This window comes from Aeromonas sp. s12, from assembly GCF_040907925.1.
Lineage (GTDB): Bacteria > Pseudomonadota > Gammaproteobacteria > Enterobacterales > Aeromonadaceae > Aeromonas > Aeromonas veronii.
The window spans coordinates 55522-76464 of sequence record NZ_JBFOCT010000007.1 but is presented as its reverse complement, the minus strand read 5'-3'; the positions used below and the strand labels follow the sequence as shown (position 1 = coordinate 76464).

The window sequence follows — 20943 nt, the reverse complement described above, 5'->3', positions numbered from 1 at the left end:
ATTGAAACGAAAGAGGCCCGCCAGTGATGGCGGGCCTCTCTTTATATAGTGCATGTCATCTCGACTTCATTGGCGCCTGACTCAATACAGGCTCACCCCGTGAGTTGCGGCATAACTGCGGATCTCCCGGGTCAGCCGCGCCTTGTCGGCCAGAGAGAGCCAGCTCGCCTCCACCGCATTGAGCGACAAGCGGCAGAGCTGGCTCATGGTCGCGCCAAGGCCATCGGCCAGCGCCACAAAGTTGGCATTCATATAGCCGCCAAAGTAGGCAGGGTCGTCCGAGTTTATGGTGACGCAAAGCCCCTGCTCCAGCAGCCGCAACACATTGTGCTGGGCCATATTGCCGAACACCTTGAGCCGGGTGTTGGAGAGGGGGCAGACGGTGAGCGGCAGCCGGGTATCCGCCAGATAGCGCAGCAGCTCGGGATCGTCTGCCGAACGCACTCCGTGATCGATGCGGCATACCTGCAGCTCGTTGATCGCCTGCCAGATGTAGTCGGCAGGCCCCTCTTCACCGGCGTGAGCCACTACCGGCAGCCCCAGCTCGCGGCATTTGGCAAAGACCCGGGCAAATTTAGTGGGCGGATTGCCCCTCTCCCCGGAGTCGAGGCCGATGCCGTGAATCCGTGACAGGAAGGGCATAGCCTCTTCCAACGTAACGAACGCTTCATCCTCGCTCAGGTGGCGCAAAAAGCTCATGATCAGCCGCCAGCTGATGCCAAACTCCTGCTCCCCGCGCTGCAGCGCCCGCTCGATGCCGCCGAGCACGGTAGCAAAGGAGATACCGCGGGCAGTGTGGGTCTGCGGGTCGAAGAAGATCTCCACATGCACCACCTTGTCGGCGGCGCACAGCTCAAGATAGGCCCAGGTGAGGTCGAAGAAGTCCTGCTCGGTCACCAGCACGCTGGCGCCGCGATAGTAGAGGTCGAGAAAGGATTGCAGGCAGTCAAAGTCATAGGCGGCGCGCACGCTGGCCACGTCGGGCCAGGGCAGTGGCACACCGTTGCGGCGGCCCAGCTCAAACATCAGCTCGGGTTCGAGGCTGCCCTCGATATGCAGGTGCAGCTCCAGTTTCGGCAGTCCGGCGATAAATTGCGCGGCGGTGAGGTGTTCGGGGGTGACTGGCTTGGGAATCGGGGTGTCCATGGCAACGGCTCCATCAGCAAAGTGATCCGGCGTCAGCCCCTCCACCAGACTGACCCGACGGCAGCTTTATTGTGCACCGAAGTGACGAGACAGGGGAGACTTGTCATCAAACAGACTTATAATGGCGTCACAAAAATCATAAATGATTGAACATCTTAACGATTGGCGGCTCGCCTGCGCCCTGACAAGGAGTTTTCATGAAGAAGAACGTCATCTGCGATATCGACGGTGTCATCCTGCACAACAACGATCTCATCCCCGGTGCCGACCGTTTCGTCCATCGCCTGCTGGAGCAGGGCAGCAAGCTCTTGTTCCTCACCAACTACCCAGCCCAGACCCAGAAAGATCTGCAAAACCGCTTCCGTTCCGCAGGTATCGAAGTGCCGGAGGAGTGCTTCTATACCTCCGCCATGGGCACCGCCGACTTCCTCAAGCGTCAGGATGGCAAGAAGGCCTATGTGATCGGTGAAGGGGCGCTGACCCACGAGCTCTACAAGGCCGGTTTCACCATCACCGATATCGACCCGGACTTCGTGGTGGTGGGCGAGACCCGCAACTACAACTGGACCATGATGCAACAGGGGGCCAAGTTCGTCGATCAGGGAGCCCGCTTTATCGCCACCAACCCCGACACCCACGGCCCCATGATGCACCCGGCCTGCGGCGCCCTGTGCGCCCCCATCGAGCGAATGACCGGCAAGAAGCCGTTCTATGTCGGCAAGCCGAGCGCCTGGATCATCCGTGCGGCGCTCAACCGGATGGAGGCCCACTCCGACGACACCATCATCATCGGCGACAACCTGCGCACCGACATTCTGGCGGGCTTTCAGGCCGGTCTCGAGACGGTGCTGGTGCTCTCCGGGGTGAGCAAGGTCGCCGATATCGACCGCATGCCGTTTCGCCCGAACCATATTTTCGACTCCGTGGTCGACATCGATATAGTCTAATCACCACCCAAGCGTTAAACAGGGCAGGTCTCTCCTGCCCTTGCAGGATCTGTTATGGAACCCATTCTGATCGCCGTGGCTTTTGGTTGCGGCATGGTAGTCAATCTGATTGGCCTGCCCCCCCTGCTCGGCTTTCTGGCCGCCGGTTTTATCCTTAACGGCATGGGATATGAAAATACTCCCGCCCTCAGCGAGGTAGCCGATCTCGGCGTCACCCTGCTGCTGTTCACCATCGGCCTCAAGCTCAATATCAAAACCCTGATGCGGCGCGATGTGTGGGGCACCACCAGCCTGCATCTGCTGCTCTCCACCCTGCTCTTTACCGTGGTGCTGCTGGTCTGCAAGGGACTGGGGCTTGAACTTGCCCTGTCGCTGGACTGGAAGCTGGCGCTGCTGCTGGGCTTTGCCCTCTCCTTCTCCAGCACCGTCTTCGCGGTCAAGGTGCTGGAAGATCGCAGCGACATGAATGCCCTCTACGCCCGCCTCGCCATCGGGGTGCTGGTCATGCAGGATGTGTTCGCGGTGGCGTTTCTGGCGTTTTCCAGCGGCAAGTGGCCCAGTATCTGGGCACTCTGGGTGCTGGGGCTGCCGTTGCTGCGCCCGCTGCTGTTCAAGCTACTGGAGCGTGCCGGGCACGGCGAATTGCAGGTGCTGTTCGGGGTGTTTCTGGCGCTGGTGGTCGGGGCCGCCGGTTTTGAAGTGGTCGGCCTCAAGCCGGATCTGGGGGCGCTGATCATCGGCATGCTGCTCGCCTCTCATCCGGCTGCGGCGGGATTGGCCAAGGCGCTCTTCAACCTCAAAGACCTCTTTCTGGTCTGCTTTTTTCTCACCATCGGCCTCAACGGCCTGCCGACCCACGACACCATGTTGCTGGCACTGGCGCTGGTGCTGGCCCTGCCGCTCAAAAGTGTCCTCTACTATCTGGTCTACAGCGGCGCTCACCTGCGGGTGCGTACCGCCCTGCTCTCGACCCTGGCGCTCACCAACTTCTCGGAGTTTGGCCTGATCGTCGCCGCCATCGCCGCCAAGGCAGGCTGGCTCTCCCACGAGTGGCTGGTGGCGGTCTCGCTGGCACTGGCGGCCAGCTTTATGATCTCCGCTCCCCTCAATGCCCAGAGCGAGCGCATTTACCACCGCATCGGCCACTGGCTGCGGGGATTGCAGGCGAGCAACCTCCATCCGGAAGACAGACCCATAGAGCTTGGCGATGCCGGGGTGATCATCCTCGGTATGGGGCGGATCGGTCAGGGAGCCTACTTCGAGCTGGAGAACAAGTACGGCAACGTCATCCTCGGGGTGGAGAACGACAGCGAGAAGCTGCCCACCCTGCGCGCCCAGGGGATGAACGTCATCGAGGGGGATGCCACCGATACCGACTTCTGGGACAAGGTGCTGCTCTCCAATCAGGTCAATCTGGTGCTGCTGGCGATGCCCCATCACTCGGGGAATCTCTACGCCATCGAGAAGCTGCGCAGCCACGGGTTCAACGGCAAGATAGCCGCCATCGTCCGCTTCGAGGATGATATCGCCTCCTTGCAGGAGCAGGGGGTGGATGCGGTGTTCAACGTCTACAACGAAGCGGGCAGCGGCTTTGCCCGTCATGTGATCCGCCGCTTGCAGCCACTTTGAGTCGTCGGGCTGCGGCTCTTGGCAAGGGAATGCACATCGTTTAAGTTATGCACAACCTCGTTTAATAAAACGAACAAACGCGGGGCCTGGATGGCCCCGTTTTCATATCCCCATTGCCAGGGAGGCACCATGAAGACCCTCAACGACTGGATTTTGCTCGATCGCCATGAGGCGGCCCCTACCCCGCTGATGCCAGCCCCCGAGCGCATTAAAGCGGGCAACCCGGCGCAAACGGTGTGGAACCACTACTCCGACCCAAGCCAGCAGTTTCACGTGGGCTTCTGGAGCTGCGAGCCCGGCCGCTGGACCATTCACTACACCGAGCACGAGTATTGCCAGCTGCTGGAGGGGGATGTGGTGATCCACGACAGTGAGGGCGGCCAGCTGGCCCTCAAACCCGGCGATCAATTCGTGATTCCGGCAGGCTTTGTCGGCGAGTGGGAGACCCTCACCCCCTGTCGCAAGGTCTATGTGATCTTCGAACCCGCCTCGGCTTGACGTTCACGTCACCCTGCCCCGTTGCCGCAGCCATTATTCTGTTGATCCGCTTGACGCTTACGGCATGATTTTCTGCGGTTTTCCCGCTTGCAAAAGGTTTTTCCGCTAGGCATTGTGTCTGACGAGGAATGTAAATGGAATTTCGAGCCCAAACGTGGGGGGCTCATATAAAAATCAAGAGGATTACCGCCAATGTGTTCAATTTTCGGCATTCTGGATATCAAGTCCGATGCAGTTGCCCTGCGCAAATCGGCGCTGGAGATGTCCAAGCGACTGCGTCACCGCGGGCCTGACTGGTCCGGCGTCTACAGCTCAGACAAAGCCATTCTGGTGCATGAGCGTCTGGCCATCGTCGACCCGGGCAATGGCGCCCAGCCGCTCTACAACCCCGAACGCACCCATGTGCTGGCGGTCAACGGCGAGATCTACAACCACAAAGAGCTGGAGAAAACCCTCAAGGTCGACTTCCAGTTCCAGACCAAATCCGACTGTGAAGTGCTGCTGGCCCTCTACAAGGAGAAGGGCCCGGCGTTTCTCGACGATCTCAACGGCATCTTTGCCTTCATTCTTTATGACGCCGAACAGGATGCCTACCTGATTGGTCGCGACCACATGGGAATCATCCCCCTCTATACCGGCCGCGACGAGCACGGCAACTTCTATGTCGCCTCCGAGATGAAGGCGCTGGTGCCGGTCTGCAAGAGCGTCGAAACCTTCCCGCCGGGACACTACCTCTGGAGCAAGGATGGCGAGCTAAAACAGTGGTACAAGCGCGACTGGATGGAATACAGCGCGGTCGAGCACAACGTCAGCGACAAGGCCGAGCTGAAAGCCGCGCTGGAAGCCGCGGTCAAACGCCAGCTGATGTGTGACGTGCCTTATGGCGTGCTGCTCTCAGGTGGGCTGGACTCCTCCGTCATCTCCGCCATTACCAAGCTCTATGCGGCGCGCCGCATCGAGGACGATGGCAAGAGCGAAGCCTGGTGGCCGCAACTGCACTCCTTTGCCGTCGGTCTGGAAGGGTCGCCGGATCTCGCCGCCGCCCGTAAAGTGGCCGATCACCTCGGCACCATCCACCACCAGATCCACTTCACCGTGCAGGAGGGTCTGGATGCCCTGCGGGACGTCATCTATCACCTCGAAACCTATGACGTCACCACCATCCGCGCCTCCACGCCCATGTATCTGATGGCCCGCTACATCAAGGCGATGGGGATCAAGATGGTGCTCTCCGGCGAAGGCTCAGACGAGCTGTTCGGTGGCTATCTCTACTTCCACAAGGCGCCCAACGCCCGCGAGTTCCACGAAGAGAACGTGCGCAAGCTCGCCTCTTTGCACCTCTATGACTGCCTGCGCGCCAACAAATCGATGGCCGCCTGGGGGGTGGAGGGTCGCGTGCCCTTCCTCGACAAGGAGTTCATGGACGTGGCGATGCGTTTGCAACCTGCCGACAAGATGTGCGGCAAGGGCAAGATCGAGAAGCACATCCTGCGCGAAGCGTTCGAAGATCTGCTGCCCCACGAAGTGGCATGGCGTCAGAAGGAGCAGTTCTCCGACGGCGTGGGTTATTCGTGGATCGACAGCCTAAAAGCCATGGTAGAACAAGAGGTGACGGATCAGATGTTCGAGGCGGCCGCATTCCGCTTCCCCATCAACACCCCGCTCACCAAGGAGGCCTACTTCTACCGCGCCATCTTCGACGAGCACTTCCCGCTGGAAGCCGCCGCCCGTACCGTGCCCTACGGCAAGTCGGTCGCCTGCTCCACCCCCACCGCGCTGGAGTGGGATGCCAAGTTCAAGGAGATGGCAGATCCCTCCGGCCGCGCCGTGATGGACGTGCACCAGCAGGGCTACTGAGCCTGCACGCCAAACCGGGCGGGTAACGCCAGATAGCAAAAAGCCCTTCACCATGGTGAAGGGCTTTTTCATCTCCCGCAGTCGCGCCCGCCAAATCACATCAGACCATCACAGATAGTTGATTTTTCATAAATATTTAATTTTTTACCGAGTGACCATGCATTGACAGGGAGCGCGTCGATTGACTATGCCTGAAGGGTGATCAACAGGATCACCAGGATGACAACAAGGATCGGGAGGGGGCATGGACGCTAACACTCTATCAAGGATCGGCCTGCTGACAGCACTGCTGGCCAGTCCGTCTGCAATGGCAAATGACAATGTCGTGGTACTGCAGCTTGGCAAGGCCTTCAGCAATGAAAAGCTCGACATCAACATCGCCGACGCCAAGTTCCACCACATGTTCTGGCGCTGGGGAGACTCAGGCTGTCAATTTGGGCTGGGGGTACGTGCCGGTACGCTCAAGGTAGAAGATGAAGAGACCGCCAGACTGGGGGGCGGCGCCCGTATCGAATGCCAATGGGGTAACTGGGTGACCTGGCTCCCCGGCGAAATGGTCTGGCTCAATCAGCATCAATTTGGTACCCGCGGCCACGGCTACAAGGATTACGGCGGCCCCTTCCAGTTCACTCTGGGTATCGGCCTCGGTTACGCCATCACCAAGAATTGGCTGATCGGCTATCAGTATGAGCACATGTCCAACGCCTATATGTATGACAAGAACCCGGGGCTGGACAGCCATACCTTCCATATCGAGTACCGGTTCTGATTACAGGCTTATGCCTTGGTCTGTAGACTACGCAACGGAATACAGGTGTGCATGGTCCAAAACGAGCAGACGATAACATCGTTCACCAACGGCAATGCCACCCAGAAGAAGAATATCGACGTGCAGCTAGAAGAAACGCAGGAGTGATAACTGGATCCGAGAATGGCCCCACAATGTGGGGCCATTCTCATTTCTGTCTGACAGCACACCGAAACATGGCCAGGGAAAGTCGCCGCATGAAGTGCGCCGTCAGGCAGAGCTGCATCCTACAAGAAGATCCTGTTACTCCACATGACAGGAAGGGTGAACCACTTAAAAAAGCGCTGTCGCCACTTTGGCGCCATTTAGGCAAAAGAAAAGGCCACTATATCTAGTGGCCTTCTGTAACTCTTTGATTTTAATGGTGCCCGAGGCCGGAATCGAACCGGCACGACGCGAACGTCGAGGGATTTTAAATCCCTTGTGTCTACCGATTTCACCACTCGGGCACCGCAATCGGTATCAAGCTCGCGTGGCGGGCTTGTCAATATGGAGGCACGTTCCGGAGTCGAACCGGACTAAACGGATTTGCAATCCGCTGCATAACCGCTTTGCTAACGCGCCATGCAAAAGAGAGTTGGCTCTCTATTGTCTGAATTTGGAGCGGGAAACGAGACTCGAACTCGCGACCCCGACCTTGGCAAGGTCGTGCTCTACCAACTGAGCTATTCCCGCATTGGTCTGGCTGACTGCCTGACTACGAGGACGCATTCTAGCGATGTTCCTCGCCCAGTCAACCAGAAATATTTAATTACCTGATCGTTCGGGCATTTTTTGCCCTTTTTGAACAGTTTTAGCGCCTTTGGCCGTTTCCTGCCTCAAATCAGCGGAAACCTCACCTTGCGGCGCAAGTGACTCACAGGTTGGCGTGGTGGGTCAAATCGCCCCAGGCCGCCTTCATGTACTGGAACATCGACCAGAAGGTGAGCACGGTGGCGACATAGAGCATCACATAGGCGAGCCATACCATCCAGACGTTGTATTGCCAGATAAGACCGGTGAGCGACACCATCTGGATCATGGTCTTCCACTTGCCAATCCAGCTGACCGCCACCGAGGAGCGTTTGCCGAGCTCAGCCATCCACTCACGCAGGGCGGAGATGATGATCTCGCGGCCAATCATGGTCATGGCGGGGATGGTCACCCAGATGGTGTTGTAGTGTTCGACGATAACCACCAGTGCGGCGGCGACCATGATCTTGTCGGCAACCGGGTCAAGGAAGGCGCCAAAGGCGGTGGACTGATTGAGCTTGCGAGCCAGATAGCCATCAAACCAGTCGGTGGCAGCGGCCAGAATAAAGATGATGGCGGCAGCCAGATAGGACCATTGATAAGGCAGATAGAACAGGATGACGAAGACGGGAATGAGCAAAATCCGGAAAAACGTCAACAGGTTAGGTATATTTGTCATTATTTTCAGCCACTTCTTGTACGTCGCTACATAGTGCGCCAAAGCCGATTTGCGATGCAACCGCACTGGCGCCCGTCTTGGTCTTTTTAATCCATCAATCTTCTCAAAATGCGAGGGCCATTATGGCATTTACGGCCCCCCCGCGTCACGGCTCTTGTGCATCAAGGAGTTAGCGATTTTGCCATGCTGCTAACCCTGCTCAGGCGCTGTGCAAGCCATCGTGGATGGTCTGGGCCAGCTCCTGACTGATGCCGGGTACCTTGGCCAGTTCATCCACGCTCGCCTTTTTGACCTCCTGCAGGCCGCCCAGATATTTGAGCAGCGCCTGCCGCCGCTTTGGCCCCACCCCCGGAATATCCTCCAGCGTGCTGCTGGTGCGGGCCTTGGCCCGTCTGGCCCGATGGCCAGTAATGGCAAAACGGTGGGATTCATCGCGAATATGCTGAATAAGGTGCAAAGCGGGCATATCTGCCGGCAAATGCAGTTCTTCGTGGCTCTCCCCCATGATGAGAGTTTCCAACCCCGCCTTGCGGGTGACCCCCTTGGCAATCCCCACCAGCAGCGGATATTTACCGCCGAGAAACTCCAGCTGACGGGCCAGGATCTCTTCGGCGCGGCGCAACTGACCGAGGCCACCGTCAATAAACAGCACGTCCGGCACCTTGTCCGGCTCCTGCTGCTTGCCAAAGCGGCGCTCCAGCGCTTGCTCCATCGCCGCGTAGTCATCACCGCCAGTGATACCGTCGATATTGAAACGACGATATTCCGATGAGAGCGGCCCCTCCCGGTTGAACACCACGCAAGAGGCCACGGTGCGCTCCCCCATGGTGTGGGAGATATCGAAACACTCCATGCGGGCGATGGGGCGCTCCAGCTCCAGCAGCTCTTCCAGCTGGTCGTAGCGGGCGGTGATGGTGCTCTTGTGAGCCAGCCGCGAGCGCAGCGCCGTCTCGGCGTTGATAGAGGCGAGCTTGATAAAGCGGGCCCGTTCGGCGCGGGTACGGCTCACCACCCGCACCTTGTAGCCTGCGGTCTGGCTCAGAGTCTCGGCGATGACGCTTTCGTCCTCAAGGGCCACATCGAGCAGCACCTCGCTCGGGATCTGCCGCCCCCCCTGCCCCGACAGATAGAACTGCAGCAGGAAGGATTGCACCACCTCGTCAAGCGGGGTGTCAGCCGGCACTTTCGGGAAGTAGCTGCGCGAGCCGAGCACCTTGCCCTGACGGATAAAGAGCACGTGAATGCAGGCCGCACCTTGCTGGAAGGCGACCCCCACCACATCCAGCTCGTCCAGTACGTTGCCGCTCACCGACTGCTGTTCGGTGACCCGGCGCAGCGCCAGGATCTGATCCCGATAGCGGGCCGCCTCTTCAAAGCGCAGATCGCCGCTGGCAGACTCCATCTTGCCAACCAGCTCGCCAATCACCTGCTGGTTCTTGCCCGCCAGAAACAGCTTGGCCAGCTCCACCTGCTGGGCATATTCGGCTTCGCTCACCAGTCCAGGAACACAAGGGCCAGCGCAACGCTTGAGCTGGTAGAGCAGGCAGGGACGGGTGCGGTTGGCATAGACCGCATCTTCGCACTGACGCACCGGAAATATTTTCTGCATCAGATGCAAACTCTCGCGCACCGCGCCGCCAGAGGGGTACGGGCCGAAGTACTCCCCCTTCACCTTGCGGGCACCGCGATGGACGCCGATGCGTGGATGCTGGTGCGCGGTGATGATGATCCAGGGGTAGGATTTGTCGTCCCGCAGCAGCACGTTGTAACGGGGCTGGTACTGCTTGATCAGGTTGTGCTCGAGGATCAGCGCCTCAGTCTCGGTGTGGGTGACGGTGACCTGGATATCGGCGATCTGTCGCACCAGGGTGCGAGTCTTGATGCTGTCGACGTTGGTGCGAAAGTAGGAGGCGAGCCGCTTTTTCAGATCCTTGGCCTTGCCCACGTAGATCACGGTGCCACCGCTGTCATACATGCGGTAGACGCCACTTTGATGGGTGACGGCGCTCAGAAACGCCTTGCTGTCGAAGAGAGGTTCGGGAGAGAGGATCATCAGCTACTCGGCTCACACAAAGGCAAAAATTGACGGGCAGAGCATACTGCCCCCGCCGCCTGAAAAGCAAAAGGGCAGAAAAGCAAAAAGGCGGCACGCGCCGCCTTTGTGACCACACGCCACCCGATTAGAGGGTATCGGCATCCAGCATGCCATAGCGAATGGCCAGATGGGTCAGTTCCACGTCACCGTTGATCCCCAGCTTGCTGAACAGCCGATAGCGGTAGCTGTTGACCGTCTTCGGGCTCAGGTTGAGCTGCTCGGAGATATCAGTCACCTTCTGCCCCTTGGTGATCATCATCATGATCTGCAGCTCGCGCTCGGAGAGGGACTTGAAGGGATTCTCGTCAGCGGAGGCAAACTGGCTGAGGGCCATCTGCTGGGCAATCTCCGGGGAGATGTAGCGCTGACCGGAGTGCACCAACCGGATCGCCTGGATCATCTCGTCGGGGGCTGCCCCCTTGGTCAGGTAACCGGCGGCGCCGGCCTGCATCACCTTGGTGGGGAACGGATTTTCTGAATGAATGGTCAGCACTATGATGCGCACATCGGGGCGGATCCGCAGAATTTTGCGGGTCGCTTCCAGACCACCAATACCCGGCATGTTCATGTCCATCAGGATCACGTCCGGATGGTGTTGGCGACAGAACGTAACTGCGGTCTCGCCGCTCTGTGCCTCACCCACCACCTTGATCCCGCGCACATCTTCAAGAATGCGTCTTATCCCTGTACGCACCAGCTCATGATCATCGACCAGGAATACATTTATCACCCAAACACCCCGTTTTATCTCGTTTTAGCCGCCCGGTTAGGGTTAACAGGGCGTCTTGCATCATAACCAAACTCGTCGCTTTGGCAAACCATGCACGCCAAAAGTTTGAGAAAACCCATGTTTAGCGTTTAAAATCAAATAATTATATAAAATTTCAAAACAAAAAACGGTGCCTTGCGACACCGTTTTTCATGACGTTAGTGCTGTGGCCATCACTTGGCCAAAAAGGCGCGCACCTTCTCCAGATCGGCCTGGGTATCCACCCCGACCGGCGGCGCTTCAAGGGCCTGGGCGACATGGATCTTCTCCCCGTACCAGAGCACCCGCAGTTGCTCCAGTGCCTCGACCTGCTCCAGCACGCTCGGTGCCCAGTCTACGTAACGCTGGATAAAGCCGGCGCGATAGGCGTAGATACCGATATGACGCTGGTAGTGGTCACCAATCTGCTCGTGACTGTTGGCAAAGCGATCCCGATCCCAGGGAATGCTGGCGCGACTGAAGTAGAGGGCGTAGCCATCCTTGTCAGTCACCACTTTCACTGCGTTCGGGTTGAACGCCTCTTCGGCATCCTGGATCGGCACCGACAGGGTCGCCATCGGCGCCGTGGCGGCGGCCAGATTATCCGCTACCTGACGAATGATGGCGGGCGGAATGAGCGGCTCATCCCCCTGCACATTGACGATGATGGTATCGGCGGCAAAGCCGTAGTGACGGCACACTTCGGCCAGACGCTCGGTGCCGGACTGGTGATCCGGTGAGGTCATGCACACCTCGACGCCGGTGCTCTGCAGTGCCTGCTGTACCCGCTCGTCATCGGTGGCAACGATCACCCGATCGGCACCCGATTGCAGGGCTTTCTCCACCACGTGTTGCACCATGGGCTTGCCATGGATATCAGCCAGCGGCTTGCCCGGCAGGCGGGTTGACGCATAGCGGGCCGGAATGACGACGACGAAACTCATGACGGCAGCTCATCGCTGTTGAGCGGACGGGCACGGTTCTCCAGCAGCACTGGGATGCCCTCTTCCAGCGGATAGGCCAGCTTGTCGAAGCGGCAGACCAACTCATGAACTGCTTTGTTGTAATGCAGCTTACCCTTGCAGACCGGGCAGGCGATGATGTCGAGCAACTTGATGTCCAAAGCCAAAACGATACTCCTTCAACGATGTCGCGCTGGCGGCTTCATCACGCCAGCGATGGATGTCGAGCAACCAGATATTCCATACGGGACCGCTATTGGTCCACTTCTCCCCCATTCAGGCGAGAGAGATTAATCTTGTGCCCCGGTCGTGCCCTTTGCCTTCGCCCCCAGCTTGTGCAGCAGGGTGTCGAGCAGAGAAGCAGGCAACTCGGCACTGACCGGCAGATACCACCAGTTATCGAGGGCAAACGCGCGGCACTTGACCGCATCCTTCTCGGTCATCAGCAGCGGCTTGCTGGCAAAGCGCCCCACCAGCTCATCCCGATCGAAGGGATGATGATCGCCGTAGGCGGCCTGTTGATCCAGCTGATAGCCGAGCCCTTCGAGGGTGGCAAAGAAGCGGGGCGGATGACCGATCCCAGCCAACGCATCGACCGGCCCCGACAAGGGGGCAGCCAGCGGGGCATCGTCGCGCACCCGGCGCGGGGTGTCGGCTACCAGTTGCATGGGGTACTCCCCCTTGCCCGGCTCGCCGCCGTTGCAGATGATGGCGTCCACCCGTTTGAGACGAGTGACCGGCTCGCGCAGCGGCCCCATGGGCAGCAAGCAGGCATTGCCGAAACGGCGCGCTCCGTCCACCACCACCAGCTCGATGTCGCGGGCCAGCGCATAGTGCTGCAGACCATCGTCGGTGATGATGATATCCACCTCACCGCTCTGCTCCAGCAGTCGTACCGCGTCGGCCCGTTTCGGGGCTACCACCACCGGACAACCGCAGCGCCGGGCAATCAGCACCGGCTCATCTCCGGCCTGCGCCGTGGTGCTGGTCTCATCCAGACGATAGGGGTAATGGGGCGCCTTGCCACCATAACCACGGCTCACCACCCCGGGGCGATAGCCGCGGGCTTGCAACTGCTCCACCAGCCAGACCACCACCGGCGTCTTGCCGTTGCCCCCGACCGAAATATTGCCCACCACGATCACCGGCAAGAAGGAGCGATACCCCTTGCGCCAGCCGTGACGATAGGCGTAGCGGCGACTGCCGCTGATGATGGCAAACAGCAGGGCAAAGGGGGCCAGCAACCAGCGCCAGCCACTTTTGCGATACCAGAGCCGTTCCAGCATCAGGCCTTGCTTCCCGCGTTGCCAAACTGAATGGCGCGCAGCTGGGCATAGGTGCCGCGCTGCTCCATCAATGCTTCGTGGTTTCCGCGCTCGACGATATGGCCTTCGTCGATCACCAGGATCTCGTCTGCCTTCTCGATGGTGGAGAGACGGTGGGCGATCACCAGCGAGGTTCGCGCCTTGCAAAGCTCGTCGATGGCCGCCTGAATGTGGCGCTCGGATTCGGTATCGAGAGCCGAGGTGGCCTCATCTAGCAGCAAAACAGGCGCATCGCGCAGCAGAGCCCGCGCAATGGCAACACGCTGGCGCTGACCACCGGAGAGGGATGCACCGTTCTCGCCAACCACAGTGTCATACCCGTTGCTCATCTTGCTGACGAACTCGTCGGCGTGAGCGATACGGGCGGCCTGCACGATCTGGTCGCGGCTGTATTTGTCTTCTGCCGCGTAGGCGATGTTGTTGGCCACCGAGTCGTTGAACAGGTGGACATGCTGGGAGACCAGCGCGTACTGCTTGCGCAGCTCGCTCAACTTATATTCGCGGATGTTGATGCCGTCCAGCAGGATCTCGCCCTGATCGATGTCGTAGAAACGGGTCAACAGGCTGGCAATGGTACTCTTGCCAGAGCCGGAACGGCCCACCAGCGCCACCGATTTACCCGCCTCCACCTTGAAGCTGACGTTGTGCAGCGCCGGGGTGTCCTTGGTCGGGTAGGTAAAGGTGACGTTGCGAAACTCGATCTCGCCGCGGGCACGTTCCAGAGTGCGGGTACCGGTATCCTGCTCCGGCTCGCTGTCGAGCAGGCCAAACAGGCTGTGGCAGGCGGTGATGGCCCGCTGGAACTGGTTGTTGACGTCGGTCAGGCTTTTCAGCGGCTTGAGCAGCATCATCATGGAGGTGATCATGACGGTAAACGTACCGGCAGTCAGCTCGCTGCGCACACTGTCGATGGTAGCTACATAGAGGAAGGCAGCCAGCGCGATGGAGGCCACCATCTGCACCACAGGGCTGCCGATGGCATCGGCGGCGACCATCTTCATGGTTTGCTGGCGCATGTTGTTGCTGACCTGGAAGAAGCGTTTCTCTTCCACCTTCTGGCCACCAAACATCAGCACCTCTTTGTGCCCTTTGAGCATCTGCTCGGTGGAGGTGGTGATATCCCCTACCGCCTGCTGGATGTGACGGCTGATCTGGCGGAAACGGCGGCTGATAAGGCCGATGATGACCCCCACCAGTGGGCCAACCACCAGGAAAATCACCGACAGCTGCCAGGAGTGCCAGAACATCAGGCCGAGCAGGCCGACCACGGTCGCCCCTTCCCGCACCAGGGTCACCAGCGTGGTGCTCGCCGCCGAGGAGACCTGACTGGCGTCATAGGTCACCTTGGAGAGCAGATGACCGGTGTTCTGACGGTCGAAGAAGCTCATCGGCATTGCCACCATGTGATTGAACACCTGCTGTTGCAGACGCATCACAACGTGGTTGCCGACCCAGGCCATGCAGTAGTTGGAGAGAAAGTTGGCGACACCGCGCAGGGCCACGATGCCGAGGACGAAGAAGGGCATCCATTTCAGAACGGTGCTGTCGTTGCCATTGATGCCCTGATCGATCAGCGGCTTGATGGAGTAGACAAAGGTGGTATCCACGGCGGCGTAGCCCAGCATCCCGATGATGCCACCGACCAGGCCCAGCTTGCGATCACGGACATAACCGAGCAGGCGTTTGAATACTGGCCAGCTCTCTTGTGAGGTTTCTTGTTGCATGAATAGCCGTTAGTAATGGAAATGACGGGCTATTCTAGCCAAAGCGCAGGCTTACACCAAGCGCCGCCACCTATATCGCATTCCTACACGGCAGAAATGGCGGATTATTGCTCAAACCACACTCGCGGTCTCCACCACTCGCCACTGCGCCGGTACCAAGGCCCCAGATCTCGCTCGGCGGTGACGCTCAAGCCCGCTGCGGTGGGTTCGACCAGCATCGCCCCTTGCTGACCGGTGATCCACTGGCGGGCATCCCGATAGCGGGCCACTACATCGGGACGGGGAAAGCCCCACTGATTCATAAAGCCGGCGCTGTGGATCACCTCCTGCGCCGCTACCGCCGCAACAAAAGGGGGCGTGGAGGAGGTGCGACTGCCATGATGGGGGCTCACCAGCAAGGTGCTGGCCAACCCCTCCCCCTCCAGCGCCACCAGCCGCTGCTCGGCTTGCCGCTCGATATCTGCGCTCAGTAGCACGCTGCGCTCGCCATCGCTGATGCGCACCACGCAGCCATCGTTATTGCGCCCGCCACCGGGGCGTTCTGGCCAGAGCACTGCAAACGAGAGCCCCTGCCAGCGCCACTGTTGCCCACGCTGGCAGAGCGTCGTTCCCTCACTGAAGGGATAAGAGGAGAGCTCGTGACGCACCGGCATGGCGCTGAGCAGTCGCTTGCGATTGCCGGCATGGTCCCGATCCTTGTGGCTGATGATGAGGCGATCAATCACCCGGATCCCCAAATGGCTTAGCTGGGGCAGGATCACCGCATCCGCCATGTTGTAGCCTCCGGGATAGCGATCACCGGTGTCATAAAGGATGGCACGCTCCCCCTTGCTGATCAGCACCGCCAGCCCCTGCCCCACATCCAGCACACGCAGTTGCCAGCGGACAGGCGTTGGCCAGAGCGCCAATAACAGCGCACACAGACCCGGTAGCCAGAGCCCGCGTGCCGGGCGCCACTGCGCGGCGAACCAGAGCAGCAACAGCAAGGTGCAGAGTGGCAGCCACCAGCCGGGTAGTGGCCACCACAGTTGCAGTTGATCGGAAAGCCAATTCAGGATCGTCAGCACCCACCCGAGCCCCAGATCCGCCAGCCAGAACAGGACATAGGCAAGCGAGGTGGAGAGCGGCGCCAGCAGCACACCGATCAGGGCCAGCGGGATGATGGCGATACAAAAGAGCGGCACAGCCAACAGGTTGATCACCATGGCAAGGGGCGCTATCCCCTCAAACAACGCCAGTTGCAGCGGCAGCAGACCGAGCAACAGCCAGAGCTGGATCTGCCAGAGCCCCGGCTTGTCGTGGACATATCCCACCAGCAGCAAGATGGCCACCGCCAGAAACGAAAGCCAGAAGCCGGCCGAATAGAGGGCGAAGGGATCCCAGAGGGTCAATACCACAAAGGCCCACAGCCAGATGCGCCAGGCCGGCCACTCCCGCCGACTCCAGCGCAGCACACTCCACACCAGCACCATGATCAGGGCCCGCTCGGTGGCTACCGCAAACCCTGCCAACGCGCTGTAGACGGCGGCAAACAGCAGGGAGGTGATGATGGCGCCGCGCAGGCCAAACAACCTGCCCAGCCACCACCCGAGCACCGCCACCAGCGCAATGTGCTGCCCTGAAATGGCGATGATATGGGTCAGGCCGCTGCCGCGAAACAGCTCCCACTGGGCATCCGTGATGCCACTCTGCTCGCCAAAAGTGAGCGCCGCCAGCAAGGGAGCATAATCAAGCGGACGCCAACTCTCGGTCGCCGCGCCCAACCAGCGTTCGCGCCACCCCGCAGGTGCCTGTTGAATATCTATCACCCGGCGCAAATTGCCGGTGGCGGTGATCCCCTTGCCCAGCAGCAGACGCCGCCCATCCAGCCCCGCCTCGTTGGCCAGACCGTGAGCCGGTTTCAACGAGGTCACCAGGGTGATACGGCTGCCCACTGTCATGGCGGGTAATGCCTGATAGGCATTGACCCGGATCAGGGGCTCAGGTGTCACCGGTTGCTCGTCGAGGGTGCTCACCCGCAGCAGCAGCCGGACAAATTTATCCCCCTCGGGCTCTGCACTTTGCAGCTCTGCGGTTATCATGTGGCTCGTCTGATCGCCCAACCGCTCCAGCCAGGCCAGCCGATAGGCAAGATTGGCCTGCATCCAGAGGATGCCGAGCAGGAGAAACAGCCACCGCCAGGCACGGCAATATGCAAGGGGGATCAGCAGAGACAGCAACAGGCCCCCCCATGCGAGTGAAGGTAACCATGGCCAGAGCAGTGAGGAGCTTGCCCCCAGGGCAAACGACAACAGACGTAGATCCATGGAGCAAGTATTTAGCAAGGTTTCAATATGCCCAAACGACTCATTAAACGCTGGATGCCCGATCAGCAAACCCTGAAAGAACACAAGCACCTGCGGCTGTTCGGCAAACTGCTGCTCGATGCCAACCTCTGGCACCTCAACCGCCGCTCGGCTGCCGGGGCATTTGCGGTGGGCCTCTTCATGGCCTGGGTGCCGCTCCCCTGCCAGATGCTGCTGGCCGCCGGTGGCGCCATCCTGTGCCGGGTCAATCTGCCGCTCTCGGTGGCGCTGGTCTGGCTCTCCAACCCCTTTACCATGCCGCCCCTGCTCTATGGCGCCTATCTGGTAGGTTGCCAGTTGCTGGGACATTCGGCGCAGCAGATAGAGATTGAGTTCACCTGGGAGTGGCTGGTCTCGGTACTGGGCACAGTGGCACCGCCGCTGTTGCTGGGCTCGCTGATCCTGGCCCTGCTCAGTTCCCTTATCGGCTACACCCTGATCCGTACCTTCTGGCGGATCAGCACGGTGCGCCAGTGGCAAAAACGCAAGATGGCCCGCCCATGCTGAGTCGCTGGTTTGCCCGCTTCAAGCTCGATCCCGATACCCTGCGCCAGCAGAAGTGGTTTGCCCTGTTTGGTGAGCGACTGCTTGCCCCTGCCCTCTGGCAAGGGGGCACCCGCGCCCTGAGCGGCGCGGTGGCGGCCGGGATCTTCGCCTGCTGGTTCCCCATCCCGATGCACTCGCTCATCGCAGTCGGTCTGGCGCTGGCATTCAGCCTCAACCTGCCGCTGGCGCTGCTGGCGGTCTGGTTCAACAATCCGCTGACTTTGCCGTTCATGTATCTCTACGCCTATCGCACCGGTTGTCTGGTACTGCACCAGACGCCGGAGCCTTTCCACCTCAACTGGACCCTCCACTGGCTGGAGCAGGAGGCTGCGACCCTGGTGCCCCCCTTCCTGCTCGGCAGCCTGCTGCTGGCGGTACTCACCGCCCTGAGCGGCGGCGCCCTGACCGCGCTGCTGCTGCAACTGCGCAAACTGTGGCAAGGTGCCCGCCACCAGTGAGCCCACCTTCCCATCGTTTGACGATCAGCCGTTGGCGATCAAAAAAGCCCGTCACCAAGGTGACGGGCTTTTTCATGGCATAGTGCTGCATAGTGCCAGAGCATCAGGCGATGCGATTACAGCACCTTGGCAATGGCCTCGCACAGGGGATCGATATTGGCGCGGGTAATACCGGCGACGCTGATCCGGCCTGAGCCGACGATGTAGATGGCAAATTCGCTCTTGAGGCGCTCCACCTGATCCTTGGTGAGGCCGGAGAAGGAGAACATGCCGTTCTGCTCGCGGATAAAGCTGAAATCCTGGCTCACGCCGAGGGCAGCCAGCTTCTCTACCAGCAATTCGCGCATCTCGCGAATACGCACCCGCATGGCGGCCACTTCTTCGACCCACTCGGCATAGAGAGCCGGATCGCTCACCACGGCGGTGACCACAGCGGCACCGTGTGACGGCGGGTTGGAGTAGTTGGCACGGATCACGGTCTTGACCTGAGTGAAGGCCACATCGGCGATCTCCTTGGTCGCGCTGACCAGCGTGAAGGCGCCGACCCGCTCGTTATAGAGGCCGAAGTTCTTGGAGAAAGAGCTCGCCACCAGCAGCTCGTCATGGCACTCGGCGAAGATGCGCAGACCTTCGGCATCCTCTTCGATACCACGGGCAAAACCCTGATAGGCAAAGTCAAACAGCGGCAACCAGCCGGCGGCCGCACTCTGCTTGGCCAGTGCGCGCCACTGATCGCTAGTGGGGTCGATACCGGTCGGGTTGTGGCAGCAACCGTGCAGCAGCACCAGCTCACCCGGCTGCACTTCGGCCAGCGAGGCCTGCATAGCGGCAAAGTCGAGTCCCTTGGTGGCGGCGTCGTAGTACTTGTACCACTTGACGGTCAGGCCCGCGGCCTGGAACACGCTGACGTGGTTGGCCCAGGTGGGATCGGAAATCCAGATGGTCTTGGCCAGACCGTTGCGCACCACGAATTCGGCCGCGATACGCAGGGCACCGGTACCGCCCGGCGCTTGGGCTGTCTTGGCACGGCCACTGGCAACCAGCGCAGAGTGCTGCCCGAACAGCAGTTGCTGCACGATGCGGCCATATTCGATATTGCCTTCAATACCGAGGTAGTTCTTGGTCTTCTCGTCGGTCAGCAGCTTCTGCTCGGCTTTCTTGACACAGTGAAGAATGGGGGTGGCACCGGACTCGTCCTTGTAGATCCCTACGCCCAGATTGATCTTGTGGCTGCGAGAGTCAGCGCGGAAGGCTTCGGTCAGGCCCAGGATCGGATCCGCTGGGGCGGCAACAACCTTTTCAAACATGGTATTCCCTGTATTCCGTTGAGTTCGTTGGGTGGCAAAGCGGCTTGATAAACAAAAGCGCTCATCTGGCGAGCGCTTCGTCAACTCTTTATATCACCGCGTTCAATGAGGGAAAACCGCTTTTTGGCTCGCTTTCAGACCAATTTCAACCAACGGCATGCCACGCTGGCGCCAGTGCGCACACCTCGGCCGACAAGCCACCATTGGACTCAACCAAACCGCTACAAACTGCTAACAATGACTTGGGGATCCGGCTCGGTTCCCACGGCCTAGCCTCGGTCAAAGGTTGGGCATACGCACTGAGAATGGGGGCCAGATCACGGGGCAGCCACCAGCTGGCCGGACGACCCAAGCGCTGGGCCAGCGCCTGCAGCCGATCCACCCCGGCAGGGTCGAGGGCGGTGAGATGACTCCACAGCACATTGGGGGGCAAGGCGGCCACCACCTGCTGCAAGGCCAGAGGAGCCGATGGGGGAGCCCACACCAGCAAGGTGCCAGCATCAAGGGGCATCTCGGCAAAGGCGCCGACGCTGTCTGTGGTGATCACCCGCTCGATACTCCCCTCCCCCCACAGGATCTTGCCAAGACCCGCCAGGGTGCGCTCGGGCAGGGCCACCTCCCCCAGCGCCTGCAACCAAGGGCCTGCGTCGATCAGGGTGCCGCCGCTAAAAAAGAGGCTGAACGGCTGGGCTGCGCGCAAGCGCAACAGCTGATCGGCGCAGAGCCGGATCCCCTTGTCCTCGAAATCGATCTGCTCGTTGGGGGTGAAGTTCACCTCGCTCTTGCGATAGAGCGCCGCCAGCACCCGTTCGTTGATCTGCTCCCCCAATTGCCAGCCCTGAGCATGCAACCACTCCTCGGGCTCGGGAGGAGCGGTGGCGATCTCGGCCAGCATCAGCTCGCGGGTGAGATAGCGCCGCCCGGCCGGGGTGAGCTCATAGCTGTGGCTGCCATGGGCGAGCAGCAGCTGGTTATCCTTGAGCAGGCCCACCAGCGGTTGCCACTGGCGGCCACGGATCACCACAGGTGAGTGGCTCAGCAACTGCTGCGCCAGCGCCCGCCATTCGGGGTGACTAAAGTCGATCAATTACAATCCATCCCTGTCAGTGCTCAATCGGATAAACAGCCTGAAAAGGT

At 60.2% G+C, this 20943-nt stretch carries 18 protein-coding genes and 3 tRNA genes; 7 read left to right on the top strand and 14 right to left on the bottom strand.

The genetic code is table 11. From position 1 onward, the window contains the following. Positions 1–81: 81 nt before the first annotated feature. Positions 82–1146, bottom strand: a complete 1065-nt coding sequence (locus AB5Y67_RS01920; RefSeq protein WP_111900573.1) for an adenosine deaminase — start codon at positions 1144–1146, stop codon at positions 82–84. A gap of 197 nt (positions 1147–1343) precedes the next feature. On the opposite strand from AB5Y67_RS01920, the gene AB5Y67_RS01915 reads away from it, so the two are divergent. The 5 genes from AB5Y67_RS01915 (at position 1344) to AB5Y67_RS01895 (ending at position 6846) form a co-directional block, all read left to right on the top strand. Further along, a complete protein-coding gene (locus AB5Y67_RS01915) occupies positions 1344–2093 on the top strand; it encodes an HAD-IIA family hydrolase (protein WP_005337281.1) in 750 nt (249 codons plus the stop codon). 54 nt (positions 2094–2147) lie between these two features. Further along, the gene (locus AB5Y67_RS01910) at positions 2148–3722 is read left to right on the top strand and encodes a cation:proton antiporter family protein (protein ID WP_150388907.1); all 1575 of its coding nucleotides are present in this window, start codon (positions 2148–2150) and stop codon (positions 3720–3722) included. A 129-nt stretch (positions 3723–3851) separates the two neighbouring features. Beyond that, positions 3852–4220: a cupin domain-containing protein gene (locus AB5Y67_RS01905; protein ID WP_064338224.1), complete on the top strand. Its 369-nt coding sequence runs from the start codon at positions 3852–3854 to the stop codon at positions 4218–4220. 192 nt (positions 4221–4412) lie between these two features. After that, a complete protein-coding gene (gene asnB / locus AB5Y67_RS01900; RefSeq protein WP_005361356.1) occupies positions 4413–6077 on the top strand; it encodes an asparagine synthase B in 1665 nt (554 codons plus the stop codon). Between the two features lie 244 nt (positions 6078–6321). After that, complete coding sequence (locus AB5Y67_RS01895) at positions 6322–6846, top strand: acyloxyacyl hydrolase (RefSeq protein WP_150388906.1); 525 nt, start codon at positions 6322–6324, stop codon at positions 6844–6846. A 401-nt stretch (positions 6847–7247) separates the two neighbouring features. On the opposite strand, the gene AB5Y67_RS01890 is transcribed toward AB5Y67_RS01895, so the two are convergent. The 11 genes from AB5Y67_RS01890 to AB5Y67_RS01840 all read right to left on the bottom strand — a co-directional run bounded on the left by AB5Y67_RS01890 (position 7248) and on the right by AB5Y67_RS01840 (position 17456). After that, a tRNA-Leu gene (locus AB5Y67_RS01890) sits at positions 7248–7334 on the bottom strand. 41 nt (positions 7335–7375) lie between these two features. Continuing rightward, positions 7376–7449: transfer RNA gene (locus tag AB5Y67_RS01885), tRNA-Cys, on the bottom strand. A 35-nt stretch (positions 7450–7484) separates the two neighbouring features. Next, positions 7485–7560, bottom strand: a tRNA-Gly gene (locus tag AB5Y67_RS01880). A 181-nt stretch (positions 7561–7741) separates the two neighbouring features. Then, on the bottom strand, positions 7742–8296 hold the full coding sequence (gene pgsA / locus AB5Y67_RS01875) for a CDP-diacylglycerol--glycerol-3-phosphate 3-phosphatidyltransferase (protein ID WP_031227442.1): 555 nt from the start codon (positions 8294–8296) through the stop codon (positions 7742–7744). Between the two features lie 199 nt (positions 8297–8495). Next, positions 8496–10349 (bottom strand): excinuclease ABC subunit UvrC, encoded by a 1854-nt coding sequence (gene uvrC / locus AB5Y67_RS01870; protein ID WP_199428408.1) that lies wholly within the window; start codon positions 10347–10349, stop codon positions 8496–8498. 127 nt (positions 10350–10476) lie between these two features. Further along, positions 10477–11121, bottom strand: a complete 645-nt coding sequence (uvrY, locus tag AB5Y67_RS01865; RefSeq protein ID WP_005337448.1) for a UvrY/SirA/GacA family response regulator transcription factor — start codon at positions 11119–11121, stop codon at positions 10477–10479. Positions 11122–11333: 212 nt separating this feature from the next. After that, the gene (gene kdsB, locus AB5Y67_RS01860) at positions 11334–12083 is read right to left on the bottom strand and encodes a 3-deoxy-manno-octulosonate cytidylyltransferase (protein ID WP_005337458.1); all 750 of its coding nucleotides are present in this window, start codon (positions 12081–12083) and stop codon (positions 11334–11336) included. Next, positions 12080–12268, bottom strand: a complete 189-nt coding sequence (locus tag AB5Y67_RS01855) for a Trm112 family protein (RefSeq protein WP_005347033.1) — start codon at positions 12266–12268, stop codon at positions 12080–12082. The genes kdsB and AB5Y67_RS01855 overlap by 4 nt, the downstream gene beginning before the upstream one ends. A gap of 123 nt (positions 12269–12391) precedes the next feature. Then, positions 12392–13387 carry a tetraacyldisaccharide 4'-kinase gene (gene lpxK / locus AB5Y67_RS01850; protein ID WP_199428409.1) on the bottom strand — a complete coding sequence of 332 codons (996 nt, stop codon included), beginning with the start codon at positions 13385–13387 and terminating at the stop codon, positions 12392–12394. Next, complete coding sequence (msbA, locus tag AB5Y67_RS01845) at positions 13387–15150, bottom strand: lipid A ABC transporter ATP-binding protein/permease MsbA (protein WP_157160501.1); 1764 nt, start codon at positions 15148–15150, stop codon at positions 13387–13389. The genes lpxK and msbA overlap by 1 nt, the downstream gene beginning before the upstream one ends. Positions 15151–15254: 104 nt before the next feature. Next, positions 15255–17456, bottom strand: coding sequence for a DNA internalization-related competence protein ComEC/Rec2 (locus tag AB5Y67_RS01840; RefSeq protein WP_199428410.1), 2202 nt, complete (start codon positions 17454–17456; stop codon positions 15255–15257). A gap of 27 nt (positions 17457–17483) precedes the next feature. Here AB5Y67_RS01840 and AB5Y67_RS01835 point away from each other — a divergent pair, with 27 nt between their 5' ends. Continuing rightward, a complete protein-coding gene (locus tag AB5Y67_RS01835) occupies positions 17484–18002 on the top strand; it encodes a DUF2062 domain-containing protein (RefSeq protein ID WP_005350890.1) in 519 nt (172 codons plus the stop codon). Beyond that, positions 17996–18499 (top strand): DUF2062 domain-containing protein, encoded by a 504-nt coding sequence (locus AB5Y67_RS01830; protein ID WP_139741415.1) that lies wholly within the window; start codon positions 17996–17998, stop codon positions 18497–18499. The genes AB5Y67_RS01835 and AB5Y67_RS01830 overlap by 7 nt, the downstream gene beginning before the upstream one ends. A gap of 116 nt (positions 18500–18615) precedes the next feature. On the opposite strand, the gene AB5Y67_RS01825 is transcribed toward AB5Y67_RS01830, so the two are convergent. Then, a complete protein-coding gene (locus AB5Y67_RS01825) occupies positions 18616–19806 on the bottom strand; it encodes an amino acid aminotransferase (protein ID WP_005350888.1) in 1191 nt (396 codons plus the stop codon). 145 nt (positions 19807–19951) lie between these two features. After that, the gene (locus AB5Y67_RS01820) at positions 19952–20893 is read right to left on the bottom strand and encodes a hypothetical protein (protein WP_162518375.1); all 942 of its coding nucleotides are present in this window, start codon (positions 20891–20893) and stop codon (positions 19952–19954) included. Positions 20894–20943: the final 50 nt, after the last annotated feature.

Coding starts and splice junctions, on each gene's coding strand:
- AB5Y67_RS01920 (WP_111900573.1), bottom strand. CDS start 1,146: ATGGACACCCCGATTCCCAAGCCAGTCACCCCCGAACACCTCACCGCC.
- AB5Y67_RS01915 (WP_005337281.1), top strand. CDS start 1,344: ATGAAGAAGAACGTCATCTGCGATATCGACGGTGTCATCCTGCACAAC.
- AB5Y67_RS01910 (WP_150388907.1), top strand. CDS start 2,148: ATGGAACCCATTCTGATCGCCGTGGCTTTTGGTTGCGGCATGGTAGTC.
- AB5Y67_RS01905 (WP_064338224.1), top strand. CDS start 3,852: ATGAAGACCCTCAACGACTGGATTTTGCTCGATCGCCATGAGGCGGCC.
- asnB (WP_005361356.1), top strand. CDS start 4,413: ATGTGTTCAATTTTCGGCATTCTGGATATCAAGTCCGATGCAGTTGCC.
- AB5Y67_RS01895 (WP_150388906.1), top strand. CDS start 6,322: ATGGACGCTAACACTCTATCAAGGATCGGCCTGCTGACAGCACTGCTG.
- pgsA (WP_031227442.1), bottom strand. CDS start 8,296: ATGACAAATATACCTAACCTGTTGACGTTTTTCCGGATTTTGCTCATT.
- uvrC (WP_199428408.1), bottom strand. CDS start 10,349: ATGATCCTCTCTCCCGAACCTCTCTTCGACAGCAAGGCGTTTCTGAGC.
- kdsB (WP_005337458.1), bottom strand. CDS start 12,083: ATGAGTTTCGTCGTCGTCATTCCGGCCCGCTATGCGTCAACCCGCCTG.
- lpxK (WP_199428409.1), bottom strand. CDS start 13,387: ATGCTGGAACGGCTCTGGTATCGCAAAAGTGGCTGGCGCTGGTTGCTG.
- msbA (WP_157160501.1), bottom strand. CDS start 15,150: ATGCAACAAGAAACCTCACAAGAGAGCTGGCCAGTATTCAAACGCCTG.
- AB5Y67_RS01840 (WP_199428410.1), bottom strand. CDS start 17,456: ATGGATCTACGTCTGTTGTCGTTTGCCCTGGGGGCAAGCTCCTCACTG.
- AB5Y67_RS01835 (WP_005350890.1), top strand. CDS start 17,484: ATGCCCAAACGACTCATTAAACGCTGGATGCCCGATCAGCAAACCCTG.
- AB5Y67_RS01830 (WP_139741415.1), top strand. CDS start 17,996: ATGCTGAGTCGCTGGTTTGCCCGCTTCAAGCTCGATCCCGATACCCTG.
- AB5Y67_RS01825 (WP_005350888.1), bottom strand. CDS start 19,806: ATGTTTGAAAAGGTTGTTGCCGCCCCAGCGGATCCGATCCTGGGCCTG.